Here is an 18,493-nt window from a genome sequence, read left to right as displayed (position 1 = left end):
ACGCGGCGTGGGGGAACGCCGGGAAAAGGGTCGCCTGAGCCGGACCTGAGCGGAGCCTCAGCGCCGCGCCGAGACCGCCGCCGACAGCCGCCGCACGAGCGGTCCGGGCAGGTGCCGTACCACGGCCATCGGGACTCCGAAGCGCACCGACGGCACCGAGACGACGGAGCCGCGCGCGACGTCGCGGAGGAACTCCTCCACCACTGCGTCCGCATCGAGCCAGAGGAAGGAGGGGATGGAGGAGGTGTCCATCGCCGCCCGCTCGTGGAACTCGGTGCGCACCCAGCCCGGGCAGAGCGCGGCCGAGCGGACGCCGGTGCCGCGCAGCTCGACGGCCAGCGACTGCGCGAAGGCGGTCGCCCACGCCTTCACCGCGGAGTAGGGGCCGAGGTGCACGAAGCCCGCGACGCTCGAGACCGTGAGGATCGCGCCGCGGCCGCGGGTGGTCATCGCCTCGGCCGCCGCACCCGAGAGCACGGCGACCGAGCGCACCATCACCTCGAAGGCGTGGTCCAGAGCGGCGACGTCCGGCTCGGCGAAGGTCCCGTCGATCCCGAAGCCGGCGTTGTTGACGAGGACGCGGACCGGTCGGGCCGGATCGACGAGCCGCGCGCGCACGCGCTCGACCTGCTCTCGGTCGCCGAGGTCCGCGGGCAGGACCTCGACCGCCGCGGCGCCGAGGCCGCGCAGTCCGGCCGCCGCCTCCTGGAGGCGCTGCTCGCTGCGGGCGACGAGGACGAGGCTCCAGCCGCGGCGCGCGAACGCCCGGGCGAACGCGAGGCCGATGCCGGAGGACGCGCCGGTGATCAGTGCGGTGCTCATGCTCCGACGCTACCCGTCGCCGCCCGGCGGCCCCCGAGTAGACTCCCCTACCGTGACCGACGAGACCCGCCTCCCCCGAACCACTGTCAAGAAGCTCGCCGCGCTCGAGGACGGACCCGTCCGCGTGTCCGGCTGGGTCGAGACCGTGCGCGACCAGAAGAAGGTGCAGTTCGTCGTCCTGCGCGACGAGTCGGGTGCCGTGCAGCTGGTGAACCCGGCCGTGCGCGAGGCCGTCGAGGGCGACGACGCGTCGGCTGCGCGCCTCGCGATCACCGAGGAGATCTCCGGCCTCGCCCAGGGCTCCTTCATCACCGTCACCGGCGCGCTCAAGCACGACGAGCGCGTGAAGCTCGGCGGCATCGAGGTCAAGCTCGAGACGCTCGAGGTCGTCGCCGCGTCGATCCCGGAGGCGCCGATCGCGCCCGACTCCGGCATCGACAAGCGCATGGACTGGCGCTTCCTCGACCTGCGCCGTCCCGAGCAGAACCTCATCGCCCGTGTGCAGACCACGTTCGAGCACGCGCTGCGCACGTACTGGATCGAGCACGACTTCATCGAGATCCACACCCCGAAGCTCATGGCGAGCGCCTCGGAGTCGCGGGCCGAGCTCTTCGAGGTCGAGTACTTCGAGACGAAGGCCTACCTGGCGCAGAGCCCCCAGTTCTTCAAGCAGATGGCGCAGCCCGCCGGCTTCGGCAAGGTCTTCGAGGTCGGCCCCGCCTTCCGCGCCGACCCCAGCTTCACCTCGCGTCACGCGACCGAGTTCACGAGCGTCGACGCCGAGGTCTCCTGGATCGACTCGCACGAGGACGTCATGGAGCTGCACGAGCAGCTGATGGTCGCCGGCCTCACCGCCGTCGTCGAGAAGCACGGCGCCGAGGTCAAGGCGCTCTTCGACATCGACCTGACCGTCCCGACCACGCCGTTCCCGCGCATCCCGCTCGCCGAGGCCAAGCGCATCGTCGCCGAGCGCGGCTACGAGGTGCCCCGCGCCGACGACGACATGGACCCCGAGGGCGAGCGCCGCATCGCGGCCTACGTGCAGGAGGAGTTCGGGCACGACTTCGTGTTCCTCACCGACTACGCGTCGAGCATCCGGCCGTTCTACCACATGCGCCGCGAGGGCGACGGGACGATCACCAACAGCTACGACCTCATCTACAACGGCGTCGAGATCTCGACCGGAGCGCAGCGCGAGCACCGCGTCGACGTCCTCGTCGAGCAGGCCCGCGAGAAGGGCCTCGACCCGGAGGAGCTCGAGTTCTACCTCGACTTCTTCCGCTACGGCGTCCCGCCGCACGGCGGCTTCGGCATGGGCCTCTCGCGCGTGATCATGCTGATGCTGAACCAGGCGAACCTCCGCGAGGTCACCTACCTGTTCCGCGGCCCGACCCGCCTGCTGCCCTAGGCGCGCACCACGGTCGCGGGAACCCCGGACCATCGAGACCGCCGCGGACGGCGGGTCCCCTCGACGGGCCGGGGTTCCCTCGCGCCAGCGGCTAGGGAGCCGGCAGCACCACGAGGTCGAGGTAGTCGGCCAGGCACGCCACCATGTCCACCGCGTCGCGCTCGAGCAGCCACTGCAGCTGCACGCCGTCCCAGAGCGCGATGATCGACGCCGCCACCCGCTCCGGATCGGACCCCTCGCGCAGGCGCCCGGCGGCCTGGAGCTCGCGCAGCTCGGCCGCGTACTCGCTGCGGAGGCGGCGGAACCGCGCGGCGAAGAAGTCGCGCCCCGGGTGCTCCTGCGTCGTCGACTCGCCGCAGAGCACGGCGTACAGCTCGATCACTCCGGGCGCCGTCTCGTTGTAGCGGGTCTGCCGCAGGATGCCGGCGACCAGCCCCTCCTCCGGGTCCGGCGGCGAGGAACCGTCGCCCGTGATCAGGTCGCGGTGCTCGAGGACCGCGAAGAGCAGGTCGGTCTTCGACGGGAAGTAGTGCAGGAGGCTCGTCTGGCTGAGCCCGACGCGGTCGGCGACCTCCTGGAGGGAGCCGCGGGCGTAGCCCCGCGCGGCGAAGACCTGGTGGGCGGCCTCGATGATGGCGCGGCGGCGCTCGGCCGACTTCGCGTACGGGCCGCGTCGCCTCGTCGCCTCCGCCATCGACCCCTCCTCAGCACTGGAGGCGCCTCGCCGTGCCCCTCGAACGGCCAGCGTAGCGGCGGCGGAGGAGCAGTGCCGCCAATTTCGAGTACCTACTCGAATTCGTGGTAGCGTCCCGATCATCGCCGGGTGAGACTCCCCGGCTCTCCACCACGACGAAGTGAGGGAAGATGCATCCGTTCACCCGGAGACAGCTCATCGCCGCCGGTCTCGGCACCGCGGCACTCGGGAGCCTGACGGCCTGCGCGACACCGGGCACCGTCTCGGTCAACACGGCGCCGACGATCGCCCCGGCCACCGGCCCGGTCCGCCTGCAGTACTGGGGCTGGCTGAAGGACCTGCAGAAGGTCTGCGACGTCTGGAACGCCTCGCACCCCGAGATCCAGGTCGAGGCCGTCTGGATCCCCGGCGGCAACGCGGGCGGCTACCAGAAGCTCTACTCGGCCCTCGCCGCGGGCGGCGGGCCGGACCTCGGCCAGGTCGAGATCCGCTCCGTCCCCGAGTTCATGCTCGTCAACGGCCTGGTCGACCTCACCCGGTACGGCGTCGAGCAGTACCGCGACCTGTACGACCCCACCCTCTGGGGCCAGGTCAGCTACACCGGCGGCGTCTACGGCATCCCGCAGGACAGCGGCCCGATGGCGCTCTTCTACCAGCCCGAGGTGTTCGGGAAGGTGGGTGCGGAGCCGCCGACGACCTGGGACGACTGGGCTGCGGTGGCGACGGAGCTGCGCGGAGCCGGCTCCTACATCGACTGCTTCCCGCTTGCCGACGCCTCGGTCTTCGCCGCGTTCGCGACGCAGGCCGGCGCGCAGTGGCTGCGCCCGGAGGAGGACGGCTGGGTCATCGACATGACCGACGACGCCACGACGCGCGTCGCCTCCTTCTTCGACACGGCCATCGACCAGGACCTGGTGCAGACCGGCTACGGCGCCTACTCCCCCGCGTGGTTCGCTGCCGCGGCGAAGGGCGGCATCGCCTCCTGCGCCACCGGCAGCTGGGGCGACGCCCTGATCGAGGGGGTCAGCGGAGGCGCGGGCAAGTGGCGCGCGGCTCCCATGCCCGTCTGGGGCGACACCGGCTTCGGCTCGAGCTTCCTCGGCGGATCGACCGCGGCGGTGTTCTCGAGCAGCAAGCACCCGGAGGAGGCGATCGAGTTCGCCGTCTGGATGACCACCACGCAGGAGGGCATCGACGCGATGATCGCCAACAGCGGCATCGGCTGGTCTCCCGCGGTCGGCGAGATCGGCACGGCCCGCAAGGGTCCGAGCGACTTCTTCAGCGGGCAGAACTACAACGAGGACGTCCTCGTGCCCGCATCGAAGGAGCAGAACCCGGACTGGTCCTGGTGGCCCGTCACGCAGCAGTCCTTCAACATCCTCAGCGACGGCTTCCGGAAGAAGGCGTCCGGGCTCTCGCTCGTGGACGCGGTCGCCGAGGCGGAGCAGCAGATCATCACGGTCTTCGAGAACAAGGGCCTGAGCATCAGGAGGGCCTCCGCATGACCACCACGACCTCCCCCGCCGCCGCCGCGGTCGCGGCCACCACGCGGACGCCGGGCGCGCCCCGGCGCAGCCGCGCGGTCGCCCGCGCCCCGTGGATCCTCCTCGGCCCCTTCCTGGCCCTGTTCGTCCTCACGTTCATCGTCCCGATCGTCGTCGCCGTCGGCTCCAGCTTCACGAAGGTGACGCGCTCCGGCCTCTTCGGCGAGGCCGGGGTCACCAGCGGGTTCGCGGGCTTCGACAACTACGCGCAGGCCCTCGCCGACGGCAACTTCATCGCCTCCATCGGGCGGATGTTCCTCTTCGGCATCGTCCAGGTGCCGGTGATGATCGCCCTCTGCACCGTCCTCGCGCTGATGCTCGAGTCGGCGTCGGCGAAGTTCCCCGGCTTCTTCCGGGCGGCCTACTTCCTCCCCTACGGAGTGCCCGGAGTGATCGCGACGATCCTGTGGTCGTTCCTCTACGTGCCCGGCCTCAGCCCGCTCATCGACGCGGCGAACGTGGTCGGGCTCCAGCCCGACTTCCTCGGTGCGGACACGGTGCTCTGGTCGATCGCGAACATCTCGCTCTGGAGCTACACCGGCTACAACATGCTGATCATCGTCGCCCAGCTGAAGGCGATCCCGGTCGAGCTCTACGAGGCGGCGAAGGTCGACGGCGCCTCCACCTGGCGCGTCGCCCGCAGCATCCAGCTGCCGCTCATCCGCCCCGCGCTGGTGCTGACGACGATCTTCTCGATCATCGGAACGCTCCAGCTGTTCGCCGAGGCGCAGGTGCTGAAGACGGTCGCTCCGGCGATCGACAGCCAGTACACGCCGAACCTCAGCGCGTACACCACGGCCTTCGCCTACAACGACTACAACGTCGCCGCCGCCCAGGCCGTCCTGATCGCGCTGGTCGCGTTCCTGCTCTCCTTCACGTTCCTCTCGATCTCGAACAGGAGGTCGTCATGAGCCGCACCGAGACCCCGCCGACCACGACCACCGGAGTCGTCACCGCCGACCGCCCCGTGAAGGCCGGACGCGGGCCCGACCGCTCGGCCGGCCGCAACCGCGCCTCGACCATCATCGTCACCGCGATCCTCGTCGTCGTGGCGGTCTACTTCCTCATCCCCGTCTACTGGGTCGTCGTCGCGGCGACCAAGACGACCGAGGACCTCTTCGCCACCTACGGCTTCTGGTTCGCCCCGACGTTCGCGCTCTGGGACAACCTGACGCAGGTGCTGACCTACGGCGACGGCATCTTCGTCCGCTGGTTCCTCAACTCCGTCCTCTACGCCGGAGTGGGCGCCCTGCTCGCGACCTACCTCGCCGCGGCGGGCGGCTACGCGCTGGCCAAGTACGAGTTCCGCGGCAGCAGGCTCGTGTTCGGGACGATCCTCGCGGGCGTCCTGGTGCCGGGCACCGCGACCGCTCTGCCGCTGTTCCTGCTCTTCAGCCAGATGGGCATCGCGAACACCTACTGGAGCGTGCTGATCCCCTCGCTCGTCTCGCCGTTCGGGCTGTTCCTCTGCCGGATCTACGCTCAGGCGACCGTGGACACCGCGATCATCGAGGCGGCGCGCATCGACGGCGCCGGGGAGCTGCGGATCTTCCACACGCTCGGGCTGCGCATCCTGACTCCCGCGCTGGTCACCGTGTTCCTCTTCCAGCTGGTCGGGATCTGGAACAACTACTTCCTGCCCCTGGTGATGCTCTCGGACACGAACCTGTTCCCGATCACACTGGGACTGAACAACTGGCTCGGACAGGTCGACCGCCTGCCCGAGTTCTACGAGCTGACGACCGGCGGCGTCCTGCTGTCGATCATCCCGCTCGCCATCGCCATGATCGTGCTGCAGCGCTTCTGGCGCGGCGGCCTGACGGAAGGCTCCGTGAAGTGACGACTCCCCCGACGACCTCCCACTACCTGACGGACACCGGGCCGGGCTCCGGCCGCCGCCGGGCCCCCCGCTCGTGGCTGCACACCGACGCCCCGGCGCTCCCGCTGGACGGGGAGTGGCGCTTCCGCCTGCTCCCCGCCGCTCCGGGGACCCCGGGCGGCGCCGGCGTGCTGCCGGAGGGCGAGGGCGTGGACGCCGTCGGGGACGAGTCGTTCGACGACTCCGGCTGGGATCTGATGCCGGTGCCCTCGCACTGGGTGCTGCAGGGCGACGGGCGCTACGGACTGCCGGCCTACACGAACGTGCAGTTCCCGTTCCCGACCGAGCCGCCGTTCGTGCCGGACGCGAACCCGACGGGCGACTACCGCCGCACTGTCGTGGTTCCGGAGGAGTGGGACTCCGCCGAGGCGGTCGTCCTGCGCTTCGACGGGGTCGAGTCCCGCTACCGCGTCTGGGTCAACGGCGTCGAGATCGGGATCGGCTCCGGCAGCCGGCTCGCGCAGGAGTTCGACGTCACCGGCGTCGTCCGCCCGGGCGAGAACCTCGTCGTGGTCCGCGTGCACCAGTGGTCGGCCTCGAGCTACGTGGAGGACCAGGACCAGTGGTGGCTGCCGGGGATCTTCCGCTCGGTGCACCTGCTCGCGCGCCCCGTCGGCGGGATCGAGGACGTGTGGCTGCGCTCCTCCTTCGCCGGCGGCGCGGGCCGCATCGAGGCGGAGGTGACCGCCGCGGCCGACGCGTTCCCGCTGACGCTGCGCGTGCCCGGGCTCGGGATCGAGACGGTCTGGGCCTCGGCGGAGGAGATCGCCGCGATCGAGGTGCCCGAGGTCGAGCCGTGGTCGGCGGAGGCTCCGCGCCTCTACGACGCGACGCTCGCCTCAGCCGGCGAGACGGTCTCGCTGCGGCTCGGCTTCCGCACGGTCGAGATCCGCGGCGACCGCTTCCTGGTCAACGGCGAGCGCGTCGTCTTCCACGGAGTCAACCGCCACGAGACGCACCCCGACCGCGGTCGAGCGTTCGACGAGGACTCCGCCCGCGAGGACCTCGCGATGATGAAGCGCTTCAACGTGAACGCCATCCGCACCAGCCACTACCCGCCGCATCCCCGTCTGCTCGACCTCGCCGACGAGCTCGGCTTCTGGGTGGTCCTCGAGTGCGATCTCGAGACCCACGGCTTCGAGCGGGTCGGCTGGGCGGGCAACCCCAGCGACGACCCCGCCTGGCGCGAGGCCTACCTCGACCGCATCGAGCGGACCGTCGAGCGCGACAAGAACCACCCGAGCATCGTGCTCTGGTCCCTCGGCAACGAGGCGGGCACCGGCGCGAACCTCGCCGCGATGTCCGCCTGGGTGCACGGCCGCGACCCCGAGCGCCCCGTCCACTACGAGGGCGACTACACCGGCGCGTACACCGACGTGTACTCGCGGATGTACTCCTCGATCCCCGAGACCGAGCGGATCGGCACCGACGGCTCGCTCACTCCGCTGCTCGGCTGCTCCCCTGGCGAATCCGCTCGGCAGCGCTCCAAGCCCTTCCTGCTCTGCGAGTACGTGCACGCGATGGGCAACGGCCCGGGAGCGATCGACCAGTACGAGGACCTCGTCGACCGCTTCCCGCGGCTGCACGGCGGCTTCGTCTGGGAGTGGCGCGACCACGGCCTGCGGGCGCGCACGCCGGAGGGCGTCGAGTACTACGCGTACGGCGGCGACTTCGGCGAGGTGGTGCACGACGGCAACTTCGTGATGGACGGCATGGTGCTCTCCGACGGCACGCCCAGCCCGGGCCTGTTCGAGTGGAAGCAGATCGTCGCTCCGGTGCGCCTCACGGTCCGCGGCGACGGCGTCGTCATCGAGAACCGCCGGCACGACGCCTCCACCGCCGATCTGCGCTTCGCGTGGCGGGTCGAGCGGGACGGGCGGGTCACCGCGGAGGGAGTGCTCGACGCCCCGGTCATCGCGGCCGGCGACGCCGTGCACGTCGAGCTCCCCCCGCTCGAGGTGCGTCCCGGCGGCGAGACCTGGCTCACCGTCGACGCGGTCCTCGACGCCTCGACCGCCTGGGCGGAGGAGGGCCACGTGCTCTCCACCGGTCAGCACCTCCTCGCCGTGCCGTCGGCGGTGCCCGCGTGGACCCGCGCCGTCCGCGCCGCTCCGCCCCTCGAGGGCGGCGCGCTCGGAGTCGCGCGGTTCCGCGACGGCCGGCTCGCCTCCCTCGCCGGCCTGCCCGTCGACGGACCGCGCGCCGAGCTCTGGCGCGCCCCGACCGACAACGACGAGGGCGCGGGCTTCCCCGGCTACGTCACCGGCGACCCGTACGACGGCGACGGCCGCGGGATGCCGGCCCCCTCCTCCGCCGCCCGCTGGCGCGAGGCCGGACTCGACCGCCTGGTCGGCCGCGTGCAGGAGGTGGACGCCTCCGCCGGGCTCCGCCGCGTGACCCGCTTCTCGGCCGCGGACCTCGATGCGGGACTCCTGATGGAGGAGCGCTGGAGCGTCGACGGGGAGAGCACGGTCCTCCGCGTCGACCTCGTGCCGACCCGGGGCTGGGACTCCGTCTGGCCGCGGCTGGGCATCCGGATCGACATGCCCGCGTCGATCGACGGCGCGGAGTGGTTCGGCACCGGCCCGCTCGAGTCCTACCCCGACAGCCTCCGGGCCGCGCGGGTGGGGCGCTTCACGGCGGACATGGACCGGCTGACGACTCCGTACGCCCGCCCGCAGGAGAGCGGTCACCGCAGCAGCGTGCGCGAGCTGACGCTGACGGAGGCGGGCTCGCCCCGGCTCCGCATCGAAGCCGCGCGCGACCTGCACGGGCGCCTCCCCGGCTTCACCCTGGCGCGGCACACGCCGCAGGAGATCACGGCAGCCGCGCACCCGCACGAGCTGCCGGAGTCGGAGCGCGCGGTCCTCGTGATCGACGCCGCCCAGCACGGCCTGGGCTCCCGCGCGTGCGGTCCGGACGTGTGGCCCGACTTCCAGCTGCGGCCGGAGGCGCGGACGATCCTCCTCCGCTTCACCGCGGCCGGCTGAGCGCCGGGAGAGGACGAGGGAAGGCCCGCGGGATCGCGTCCCGCGGACCTTCCCTCGTCCTCCGGACGCGTCAGTCGCTCTGCGTGCGCGGCAGCGGTCCGCCGATGAAGAGGTCCGTGTTCATGCGCCGGCGGCGCATCACGACCAGGACGGCCGCGCAGGCGACGAGCGACGCGGCGACCGCGCCGCCGCCGATCATCAGCGCGGTGGTCGGCGTGATGCCGGCCGGTCCCGCCGAGGCGGCCGTGCTGAGGAAGGCGGTGCGCGCGGCGCTGATCGCGGTGCCGCAGACCTGCTGCGCCTCCCACGGTGCGGCCGTGGTGTCGCTGTCACGGTAGGAGACGGTCACAGCTGCCGTGCGGTGCGACTCGCGGCCGAAGGCGACGACGCAGTAGACGGAGGGGTCGGGGTTGGCGATGACCGCGTCGCCCAGCGCCAGCTCGGCCCAGCCGATGGAGTCGGACTGCACGGCGACGTCGCCGGCGGCCAGGTCGGCGCGGGACCCGGAGGTCTCGAAGGCGCCCACGGCGACCTCCTCGTCGGCGTCGAAGCCCCAGACGGCGCCGCGGGGCGCCTCGGTGCTGCCGTCGCCGAGCTCGCGCGGCTCGAGCAGGAGGCCGTTGCCGGTGGAGGGCGCGAGCCGGAAGACGACCTTGGCGGCGGAGCCCTGGTCGCCCGTGAGGTCGACCGTGAAGGCGCCCGACTTGGTGATCAGCGCGGTCGGCACGGTCGCGGTGCCGCTGCCCGCCTCGAGGGTCAGCGGGGTCTTGGTGCCGTTCGGGTCGCGGAGGACCGCGGAGACGGCCTCGCCGCTGGCGAAGCCGGTGTACGAGAAGCCGACGCCGTAGAAGCGGGCGAGCTCGACGGTGAGCGCCTCCGGCTGCACGGCGAGCTCGCGGGTGAGGAAGACGTCCGCGGTCGCGGCACCGGCCGCCGGCTTCGCGCCCTCGGTCGAGGTGCCGAGCTCGGTGCGTCCGGGGGCCGACGCCGCCGGAGTGACGGCGCCCGCACCGGAGGAGCCGGCGCTGCCGGACGTGGTGGTGCCGGTTGTGGTGCCGCCGCCGGAGGTGCCGCCGGACGTCGCTCCGCCGGTGGTGCCGCCGCCGGAGCCGGAGCCGCCGGAGGACGATCCGCCGCCGGTGGAGGGCTGACCGCCGCCGGAGCCGCCCTGCTGGCCGCCGCCGGTCGAGCCGCCGCCGGTCGAGCCGCCGCCGGTCGAGCCGCCGCCGGTGGATCCGCCGCCGGTGGAGGGCTGGCTCGGCTGCTGGGGCGCGGGGTCGACCGGTGCCGGATCGACCGGCGCGGGGTCCACGGGCGCGGGGTCGACGGGCGCGGGGTCGACGGGCGCGGGCTGCTCGGGTTCTGCCGGCTCCTCGGGCACTCCGGGAACGGACGGCTCCTCGGGGACGCCGGGAACGGGGTCGGAGCCGCCGTCGCCCGGCTGCTCGGGATCCTCCGGCACGCCGGGGATGGTCGTCGCGGCCGGCTGCTCGACCGTGGTCGAGACCGTCGAGGCGGAGGGTGCCGCGACGGCCGCTCCGGGGAGGGCCAGGCCGAGCACGAGCGCCGCGAGAGCGGCGGCGGGCAGGGCGAGTCGGCGGGATGACGGCATGGCGGTTCCTTCCTCCACGGGCGACGATCTGCGTCCGCGCACGGAGGAGCGCACTCCCCCCTCACGAGGGTAAGGGCGAGAGGCGAGCTTTCGCGAGCCGTCCCGTCCCCCGTCAGAGGGACGTCGCGGTCGTGCTTCCGTCCGGACGGCCCGGTCGAAGCTCACCCGCGATCGAGGAGGGCCCGCCGGAGCCGCGCGGGATCGACCCGCCAGAAGGTGTGCACGCGCCCGTCGATCAGCACCACCGGGATCTCCTCGACGAAGCGCTCGTGCAGCTCGGGATCGTCGAGGATCGACACCTCCGAGACGGCGACCGACGCCTCGCCGCCCAGATCGGCGACCACCTGCTCGACCACGGTCCGCGCGTCGTCGCAGAGATGACAGCCCGGCTTGCCCACGAGCGTCAGCTCCACGTCCACCATGCGGTCAGTGTACGGCGGCCCCGGCGACGGGCGCCGAGACGGCGAGCGCCGCCGGGATGATCCGTGAACGCAGACGAGCGCCCGACCCCGGAAGGGCGGACGCTCGAGTGGGAAGAGGCGCGAGCCTACTTCTTGTTGCGACGCTGGTGGCGAGTCTTGCGAAGCAGCTTGCGGTGCTTCTTCTTCGCCATACGCTTGCGACGCTTCTTGATGACAGAACCCACGAAGACCTCACAACGTTCAGGGGGTCGACCGCCCGACGGGCGGCCGCTTACGAAAAACTGGCTCCCGCGAGCTTACACGACCCGGGGCTCCACCGTTTCCGGCTCCTCGGCGCCCCTCACTTGCGGATGCGCAGCGCCTCCGCGACCTTCGTCGCTCCCTCGCTGACGCCCCGCTGGATGTCCTGCACCACGGTGCTGACCTGGTGGGTGCGCTCGGCGAGCGCCCGGCCCAGCGACTCCGCCCGGGCCGCGGTCGGAGCGTCGAGCAGGGCGCCGGCCGCCTCGTCCTCGGCGAGGAAGGGCAGCAGCCAGTCCTCGACCTCCGCCAGCGGCGCGTACTCGAGCGCGTAGAAGCGGTGCTGTCCGCTCTCGCGCACCGTGACGAGGCCGGTCTCGCGCAGCACCTTGAGGTGCTTGGAGACGGTCGGCTGGCTCAGCTCGAGGCGCGCCACGATCCGCGACACGCTCATGCCCTCGGCCGAGCCGTCCCGCCGCTGCTCGAGCAGCAGGGCGAGGATGTCCCGGCGGGTCCCGTCCGCGATCACCCCGAAGATGTCAGCCATGCGCCCAGGCTAGTCAGCGCCCCGGGAGCCCGGCACCGAGCGGGTAGCATGGCCGCGATCGAGTGGAGGATCCGCCGTGGTGGTTCGGCAGCAGTTCCGCAGCCCCGTGGGCGTCTCGCCCGTCTCCCCCTGGTCGGGTTTCGAGCGGGCCCGCGACCTCATCGACGACTTCGCCGGACGCTCGCCGTCCCGCTTCGCGATCCTCATCTTCTCGGCGCTCGTGCTCGTGTTCACCCTGCTGTTCTCGCTGCCGGTGTCGAGCACCACGGGCACCGTCACTCCGCTGCACGACGCCTTCTTCACCGCGATGTCGGTGATCTGCGTGACCGGCCTCGCGACGGTCGACATGGCGACGCACTGGTCGGCGTTCGGCCACTCGATCATCTTCGTCGGCGTGAACATCGGCGCTCTGGGAGTGCTGACGCTCGCCTCGATCATGGGCCTGGCGATCTCGCGCCGCCTCGGGCTCCGGGCGAAGCTCATGGTCGCCAGCGACTCGAACCCGCTGCGGATCCACTCCGGCCCCGTCGCCGAGGGCCAGGCCGTGCGCCTGGGCGAGATCGGCGGGCTGCTCGCCACCGTCGCGATCAGCGCCGCCGCGATCGAGATCATCGTCGCGCTCCTGCTGTTCCCGCGGATGCTGATCGACGGGATCCCGATCGGCGAGGCCGTCTGGCACTCCTTCTACTACTCCGCGATGGCGTTCACGAACACCGGCTTCGCCCCGAACGCCGCGGGACTCACCCCGTTCGAGGACGACTACTGGTTCCTCGGCATCCTGATGCTCGGCGTCTTCCTCGGCTCGATCGGCTTCCCCGTCATCTACGCCTTCTCCCGCGGCTGGCGGCGCCCGCGCAAGTGGTCGGTGCACGTGAAGCTGACGCTGGTCACCTCCGTGATCCTGCTCGTCGCCGGGGCCGTCCTCTACATCGTGCTCGAGTTCGACAATCCGAGGACCTTCGGCAGCCTCGATGCGGGAGACACCGTCTTCCAGTCCTTCTTCCTCTCGACGATGACGCGGTCGGGCGGCTTCTCGACGATCTCGGTCCCCGACCTCAACGGCTCGAGCCTGCTCGTGACGGACATGCTGATGTTCATCGGCGGAGGATCGGCCTCCACGGCCGGCGGGATCAAGGTCACGACCCTCGCGATCCTCTTCCTGGCCGCCTTCGCCGAGGCCCGCGGCAACAACGACATGGAGGCCTTCGGCCGCCGGATCCCGAACGACGTCCTGCGCCTGGCCGTCTCGGTCGTGCTGTGGGGCGCGACGACGGTCGCCGTGTCGAGCGTCCTGATCCTGCACATCACCAAGGCCTCGCTCGACCACGTGCTCTTCGACGTGATCTCGGCCTTCGCGACCTCCGGGCTCTCGACGGGGCTCACCGCGGAGCTGCCGCCGTCCGGGGTCTACATCCTGGCGCTGACGATGTTCATGGGCCGCGTTGGTACCGTGACTCTCGCCGCCGCGCTCGCCGCGAGCCAGCGGAGGCAGTTGTTCAGACGACCGGAAGAGAGGCCCATCGTTGGTTGACCGCATCAGGTACGACGCCCCGGTGCTGGTGATCGGCCTCGGGCGCTTCGGAGCCGCCACGGCCGGCCAGCTCGACCGCCTCGACCGCGAGGTCCTCGCCATCGACGCCGACGCCGGTCTCGTGCAGAAGTGGTCGGAGCGGGTCACCCACGCGGTGCAGGCCGACGCCCGCTCGCTCGACGCCCTCGCGCAGATCGGCGCGCAGGACTTCCAGGTCGCCGTCGTCGCGGTCGGCTCCTCCATCGAGGCGTCCGTGCTGATCACTGCGAACCTCGTCGACCTCAAGATCCCGCAGATCTGGGCGAAGGCGATCTCGCGCTCGCACGGCAAGATCCTCGAGCGGATCGGCGCGAACCACGTGATCTACCCCGAGGCGGAGGCGGGCGAGCGCGTCGCGCACCTGGTCTCGGGCCGCATGCTCGACTTCATCGAGTTCGACGACGACTTCGTGCTCGCGAAGATGTACCCGCCCAAGCCGATCCGGGGGCTGACGCTCACGGAGTCGGGCGTGCGCCGCAAGCACCGCGTGACCGTCGTCGGCGTCAAGAGCCCGGGCAAGCCCTTCACCTACGCGACCGAGCAGACCGTCGTCTCGAACCACGACCTCATCGTGGTCAGCGGCACCCCCAGCGACATCGAGCGCTTCGCGGCCCTCGGCTCCTGACCCGCGCCCCCTCCCTCCTCCTCCTCTGCGGGATGCCGCTCCGGTACGCCCGCTCCGGCGTGTCGCGTACCCGAGCGGCGTCTCGCGGAGAGGAGGGCGGAGTCAGGAGGCGGCGAGCTCGCGGGCGCGGGCCAGCGCGGCGTCGGTCGCCCGCGTGAAGAGGGCGGCGAGGTCGGCCTCCTGCAGGACCGCGACGGCCCGCTCGGTGGTGCCCTTCGGGCTCGTGACCCGCCGGCGCAGCTCCGCGGGCTCCTCGCCGGAGTCCGCGAGCAGCTCGGCCGCGCCGCGGAACGTGCCGACCACCATCGTCGACGCCTGCTCCGGAGTGAAGCCCTTCGCGACAGCGGCCGCGATGAGCTCCTCGATCAGCAGGAACACGTAGGCGGGCCCCGAGCCGGAGATCGTCGAGAGCGCGTCGAGCTGCGACTCCGGCACCTCGACCACCTCGCCGACCGTCTCGAACAGGCGGCGCACGAGCGCCAGGTCCTCGTCGCCGGACCGCGTGCCCGCGCTGAGGCCGGTGACGGCGCGGCCCACGACCGCGGGAGTGTTCGGCATCGAGCGGAGCACGGCGACGGACGCGGGCAGGTGCCGCTCGAACGTGGCCGCGGTCACACCGGCGGCGACGGAGACGACGACCGCGCCCGGGGCGAGCGCGTCGGCGATCTCGTCGAGCAGGTCCGGCACCATGTGCGGCTTGACGGCCACGAGCACGATCGCCGCGCCCTCGACCGCACGCCGGTTGGCCTCCGGGTCGTCCGCGGTGGCGAAGGCGGTGACCACCGGGTGGCCGTCCCACGCGGCGGCCTTCGCGGAGTCGCGGTTGGTCACCCGCACGCCCCCCTCGACGCGCACGCCGGGAGCCAGCAGGCCCTGGAGGATCGCGCCCCCCATCGAGCCGAGGCCGAGGACGGCGATGGACGGGAGCAGGACGGGCGCATCGGTCACGCCGCTCATCCTACGAAGAGCCCGCGGCAAGGGGGTCCGGGTGCGGTCCGGCGCCTCGTAGGATGGCCCGACCATCCAGCGGCGAGCCCGAGGAGACCACGTGAGCGCATCCGGAGGCGGCACCGCGATCATCGCGGCGCTCGCGGCCAACCTCGGCATCGCCCTGACGAAGTTCGTCGCCTGGTTCTTCTCCGGATCCGCCTCCATGCTCGCCGAGGGCGTGCACTCGCTCGCCGACTCCGGCAATCAGCTGCTCCTGCTGCTCGGCGGCCGCAAGTCGCGGAAGGCCGCCGACGAGGAGCACCCGTTCGGCTACGGGCGCGAGCGCTACGTCTACGCCTTCGTGGTGTCGATCATCCTGTTCTCCGTCGGCGGCGTCTTCTCGCTCTACGAGGGCATCGAGAAGATCGCCGAGCCGCACGAGCTCGAGAACGCCTGGCTGCCGATCCTGGTCCTCGTGATCTCGATCTGCCTCGAGGGCTACTCGCTGCGCACGGGAGTGAAGGAGTCGAACCGGGTCCGCGGCTCGCAGTCCTGGTTGCAGTTCATCCGCCGGGCGAAGGCGCCGGAGCTGCCGGTCGTGCTACTCGAGGACGTCGCCGCGCTCACCGGTCTGACGTTCGCGCTGCTCGGAGTCGGGCTGACCGTGATCACCGGCGACTCGGTCTACGACGCGATCGGAACGATCATGATCGGCACCCTGCTGATCGTGGTGGCGATCGTGCTGGGCGTCGAGACGAAGAGCCTGCTGGTCGGCGAGGGGGCGACTCCCGCCGACGCCGCCTCGATCCGCGCCGCGCTCGAGGCCGGTCGCGACGTCGAGCGCGTCATCCACATGCGCACCCTCTACCTCGGACCGGACGAGATCCTCGTGGCCGCGAAGCTCGCCTTCCCGGCCGCCGAGACCCTCGAGCACGTGGCCGCCGGAATCGACGCCGCCGAGAAGCGGATCCGCGAGGCCGTTCCCGCCGCCACCACGATCTACCTCGAGCCCGACGTCGACCGCGGACGCGCGGGACCGCCGGCGGCCCGTCCGGCCGTGACGGAGGCGGAAGGGACGGCCGCCGCGGCCGCTCCGGCCGCCGCCGCTCCGCCCGCCGCCTCCCCGCCGGCCGCGCCGCACGGGAGCGCCTGAGATGCGCCGGGCCCTGGCGATCGTCAACGAGCGCGGTGCCGGGCTCGGCGCGCTCGAGCCGATGCTGACCGAGCGGGGGTTCGCCGTCGACGCCGTCGCAGGGACGGACCTCGACGCGATCGACATTTTCGCCCCCGACCTCGTCGTCACGCTCGGCTCCAGCGCCGGCGTCTACGAGACCTCGCGGCACCCCTTCATCAGCCCCGAGATCGCGCTCCTGCAGGACCGGATGCACCACCGCCGTCCCACGCTCGGCGTCTGCTTCGGAGCGCAGCTGATCGCGACCGCCCTGGGCGAGTCCGTCCATCCCGGATCGGCCCGCGAGGTCGGCTTCCGCCCGGTCGTGCTCACGGAGGAGGGCGCCGGCTCCCCGCTCCGGCACCTGGCCGGCGTCCACGTGATGCAGTGGCACGGCGACACCTTCGCGCTGCCGAGCGGAGCGGCGCTGCTGGCGTCGTCGCCGGCGGGCGAGGTGCAGGCGTTCGCCGTGGAGGACTGGCTCCTCGGCGTGCAGTTCCACCCCGAGCTGACCGGCACGATGGCCGCGCAGTGGCTCGAGGGCGACGGGGAGTGGGCGGGAGCGGCGGGCTACGACGCCGCCGCGCTCGCCGACGACGTCGCGGCGGAGCGCTTCGAGCGGATGCACGCGGCGACGCGGCTCGCGCTGACGGAGTGGCTGGGCGCTCCGAGCTGAGGGGTTCGGCGGCGGTCGGCGTCAGCGGCGGTCGGCGAAGAAGTCGAGCAGGAGCCGCGAGCACTCCGCGGCGCGGACCCCGGGGTACACCTCGACCACGTGGTTGTGCCGGCGGTCGCGGAGGAGGTCGTGCACGGATCCGGAGGCGCCCGCCTTCTCGTCCCACGCACCGAAGACGACGCGGTCGATCCGCGCCGCCAGGATCGCTCCGGCGCAGAGCACGCACGGCTCGAGCGTGACCACCAGCGTGCAGCCCTCGAGATGCCAGTCGCCGCGGGCCTCGGCCGCCGCGCGGATCGCGACCACCTCGGCGTGCGCCGTCGGATCCCGCCGCAGCTCGCGCTCGTTGCGCCCGAGCCCGAGCACCGCACCCTCCGAGTCGAGGACCACCGCGCCCACGGGGACGTCGCCCCAGCCCGCGGCCCGCCTCGCCTCGTCGAGCGCCAGGCCCATCCACTCCTCGGAGCGGCGGGGGACGCGGAGATCGCTGTCGCGCATCGCTCCCCCTCCTGCGGCGGCCCGCTGCGGCCGGTGGGGCGCCGCTCCGGCCAGTAGATTGAGCTTATGCGCGTCCACGTAGCCGACCACCCGCTGATCACCCACAAGCTCACCGTGCTGCGTGACAAGCGCACCCCCTCCCCCACCTTCCGGCAGCTCGCCGAGGAGCTGATGACGCTCCTCGCCTACGAGGCCACCCGCGGCGTCCGCACCCGCACCGTCACCATCGAGACCCCCGTGACGCAGACCACCGGCCTCGCGCTCAGCGACCCGCAGCCGCTGGTCGTCCCGATCCTCCGGGCCGGCCTCGGGATGCTCGAGGGCATGGTCAAGCTCATCCCGACCGCCGAGGTCGGCTTCCTGGGCATGGCGCGCAACGAGGAGACGCTCGAGCCGACCACGTACGCGGAGCGCCTGCCCGACGACCTGTCGAACCGCCAGTGCTTCGTCCTCGACCCGATGCTCGCGACCGGCGGCTCGCTCGTCGCGGCCATCCAGTTCCTCTTCGACCGGGGAGCGGTCGACGTCACCGCCGTCTGCCTGCTCGCCGCCCCCGAGGGCCTGGCCGCCGTCGAGAAGGCCTTCGGCGACCGCGACGTGACCATCGTCCTCGGCTCCCTCGACGAGAAGCTCAACGAGCTCGGCTACATCGTCCCCGGCCTCGGCGACGCGGGCGACCGCCTCTACGGCCTCGCGGGCTGAGCCCGCCGGCCCCCGGACGAGCGGGCCTTCCGTCGCGCCCCGGAACAGGAAGCCCCGCTGAGCCGTGCCGGTCGGCCGGCGCAGCGAGGGTCTCGACAGCCCCCACCGCGACCGTCCGGCAAAGCCCGTCCTGCGGATCGAGCAGCCCGCGCAGCGGGCGCAT

General features: G+C 72.4%; 18 protein-coding genes. 10 read left to right on the top strand and 8 right to left on the bottom strand.

Translation table 11 applies throughout. The annotated features are described in order from the left end of the window. Window positions 1-57: 57 nt before the first annotated feature. Window positions 58-822, bottom strand: coding sequence for an SDR family oxidoreductase (locus tag C5C30_RS05690; RefSeq protein ID WP_104333337.1), 765 nt, complete (start codon window positions 820-822; stop codon window positions 58-60). A gap of 52 nt (window positions 823-874) precedes the next feature. Here C5C30_RS05690 and aspS point away from each other — a divergent pair, with 52 nt between their 5' ends. Further along, window positions 875-2,230 carry an aspartate--tRNA(Asn) ligase gene (gene aspS, locus C5C30_RS05685; RefSeq protein WP_244229585.1) on the top strand — a complete coding sequence of 452 codons (1,356 nt, stop codon included), beginning with the start codon at window positions 875-877 and terminating at the stop codon, window positions 2,228-2,230. 91 nt (window positions 2,231-2,321) lie between these two features. On the opposite strand, the gene C5C30_RS05680 is transcribed toward aspS, so the two are convergent. Beyond that, window positions 2,322-2,924, bottom strand: a complete 603-nt coding sequence (locus C5C30_RS05680) for a TetR/AcrR family transcriptional regulator (protein ID WP_258059745.1) — start codon at window positions 2,922-2,924, stop codon at window positions 2,322-2,324. A 170-nt stretch (window positions 2,925-3,094) separates the two neighbouring features. On the opposite strand from C5C30_RS05680, the gene C5C30_RS05675 reads away from it, so the two are divergent. From C5C30_RS05675 to C5C30_RS05660, 4 genes are read left to right on the top strand one after another with little or no spacing between them, the layout of a single operon-like run. Beyond that, window positions 3,095-4,429 (top strand): ABC transporter substrate-binding protein, encoded by a 1,335-nt coding sequence (locus tag C5C30_RS05675; protein WP_104224859.1) that lies wholly within the window; start codon window positions 3,095-3,097, stop codon window positions 4,427-4,429. Beyond that, window positions 4,426-5,379, top strand: coding sequence for a carbohydrate ABC transporter permease (locus tag C5C30_RS05670; RefSeq protein WP_104225918.1), 954 nt, complete (start codon window positions 4,426-4,428; stop codon window positions 5,377-5,379). The genes C5C30_RS05675 and C5C30_RS05670 overlap by 4 nt, the downstream gene beginning before the upstream one ends. Then, the gene (locus C5C30_RS05665; protein ID WP_104225919.1) at window positions 5,376-6,308 is read left to right on the top strand and encodes a carbohydrate ABC transporter permease; all 933 of its coding nucleotides are present in this window, start codon (window positions 5,376-5,378) and stop codon (window positions 6,306-6,308) included. Before C5C30_RS05670 ends, C5C30_RS05665 begins: the two co-directional genes overlap by 4 nt. Continuing rightward, the gene (locus C5C30_RS05660; RefSeq protein ID WP_219814156.1) at window positions 6,305-9,337 is read left to right on the top strand and encodes a glycoside hydrolase family 2 TIM barrel-domain containing protein; all 3,033 of its coding nucleotides are present in this window, start codon (window positions 6,305-6,307) and stop codon (window positions 9,335-9,337) included. Before C5C30_RS05665 ends, C5C30_RS05660 begins: the two co-directional genes overlap by 4 nt. A 70-nt stretch (window positions 9,338-9,407) precedes the next feature. On the opposite strand, the gene C5C30_RS17605 is transcribed toward C5C30_RS05660, so the two are convergent. The 4 genes from C5C30_RS17605 to C5C30_RS05635 all read right to left on the bottom strand — a co-directional run bounded on the left by C5C30_RS17605 (window position 9,408) and on the right by C5C30_RS05635 (window position 12,158). After that, entirely contained in the window at window positions 9,408-10,949 is a 1,542-nt protein-coding gene (locus tag C5C30_RS17605; protein WP_181131465.1) for a hypothetical protein, read from the bottom strand. Window positions 10,950-11,110: 161 nt separating this feature from the next. Beyond that, window positions 11,111-11,371, bottom strand: a complete 261-nt coding sequence (locus C5C30_RS05645; protein ID WP_104224855.1) for a glutaredoxin family protein — start codon at window positions 11,369-11,371, stop codon at window positions 11,111-11,113. Window positions 11,372-11,496: 125 nt separating this feature from the next. Beyond that, window positions 11,497-11,595, bottom strand: a complete 99-nt coding sequence (locus C5C30_RS05640) for a 30S ribosomal protein bS22 (protein ID WP_003792170.1) — start codon at window positions 11,593-11,595, stop codon at window positions 11,497-11,499. Between the two features lie 116 nt (window positions 11,596-11,711). Continuing rightward, window positions 11,712-12,158: a helix-turn-helix transcriptional regulator gene (locus C5C30_RS05635; protein ID WP_104224854.1), complete on the bottom strand. Its 447-nt coding sequence runs from the start codon at window positions 12,156-12,158 to the stop codon at window positions 11,712-11,714. A gap of 160 nt (window positions 12,159-12,318) precedes the next feature. On the opposite strand from C5C30_RS05635, the gene C5C30_RS05630 reads away from it, so the two are divergent. Then, window positions 12,319-13,689 (top strand): TrkH family potassium uptake protein, encoded by a 1,371-nt coding sequence (locus C5C30_RS05630; RefSeq protein WP_244229642.1) that lies wholly within the window; start codon window positions 12,319-12,321, stop codon window positions 13,687-13,689. Next, complete coding sequence (locus C5C30_RS05625; RefSeq protein WP_068255410.1) at window positions 13,682-14,353, top strand: TrkA family potassium uptake protein; 672 nt, start codon at window positions 13,682-13,684, stop codon at window positions 14,351-14,353. Before C5C30_RS05630 ends, C5C30_RS05625 begins: the two co-directional genes overlap by 8 nt. 102 nt (window positions 14,354-14,455) lie before the next feature. On the opposite strand, the gene proC is transcribed toward C5C30_RS05625, so the two are convergent. Further along, entirely contained in the window at window positions 14,456-15,310 is an 855-nt protein-coding gene (gene proC / locus C5C30_RS05620) for a pyrroline-5-carboxylate reductase (RefSeq protein WP_104233429.1), read from the bottom strand. Between the two features lie 91 nt (window positions 15,311-15,401). Here proC and C5C30_RS05615 point away from each other — a divergent pair, with 91 nt between their 5' ends. Then, window positions 15,402-16,436, top strand: a complete 1,035-nt coding sequence (locus C5C30_RS05615; RefSeq protein WP_104233430.1) for a cation diffusion facilitator family transporter — start codon at window positions 15,402-15,404, stop codon at window positions 16,434-16,436. Between the two features lies 1 nt (window position 16,437). Then, complete coding sequence (locus tag C5C30_RS05610; RefSeq protein WP_104333335.1) at window positions 16,438-17,130, top strand: gamma-glutamyl-gamma-aminobutyrate hydrolase family protein; 693 nt, start codon at window positions 16,438-16,440, stop codon at window positions 17,128-17,130. Between the two features lie 21 nt (window positions 17,131-17,151). Here C5C30_RS05610 and C5C30_RS05605 read toward each other — a convergent pair whose 3' ends face one another. Then, complete coding sequence (locus tag C5C30_RS05605; protein WP_219812140.1) at window positions 17,152-17,628, bottom strand: nucleoside deaminase; 477 nt, start codon at window positions 17,626-17,628, stop codon at window positions 17,152-17,154. A gap of 66 nt (window positions 17,629-17,694) precedes the next feature. On the opposite strand from C5C30_RS05605, the gene upp reads away from it, so the two are divergent. Continuing rightward, the gene (upp, locus tag C5C30_RS05600; protein ID WP_104224850.1) at window positions 17,695-18,330 is read left to right on the top strand and encodes a uracil phosphoribosyltransferase; all 636 of its coding nucleotides are present in this window, start codon (window positions 17,695-17,697) and stop codon (window positions 18,328-18,330) included. Window positions 18,331-18,493 lie beyond the last annotated feature (163 nt).

Origin of the sequence: Rathayibacter sp. AY2B5 (assembly GCF_002931645.1) — a bacterium.
GTDB lineage: Bacteria > Actinomycetota > Actinomycetes > Actinomycetales > Microbacteriaceae > Rathayibacter.
This window is presented reverse-complemented; position numbering and strand designations above follow the sequence as displayed.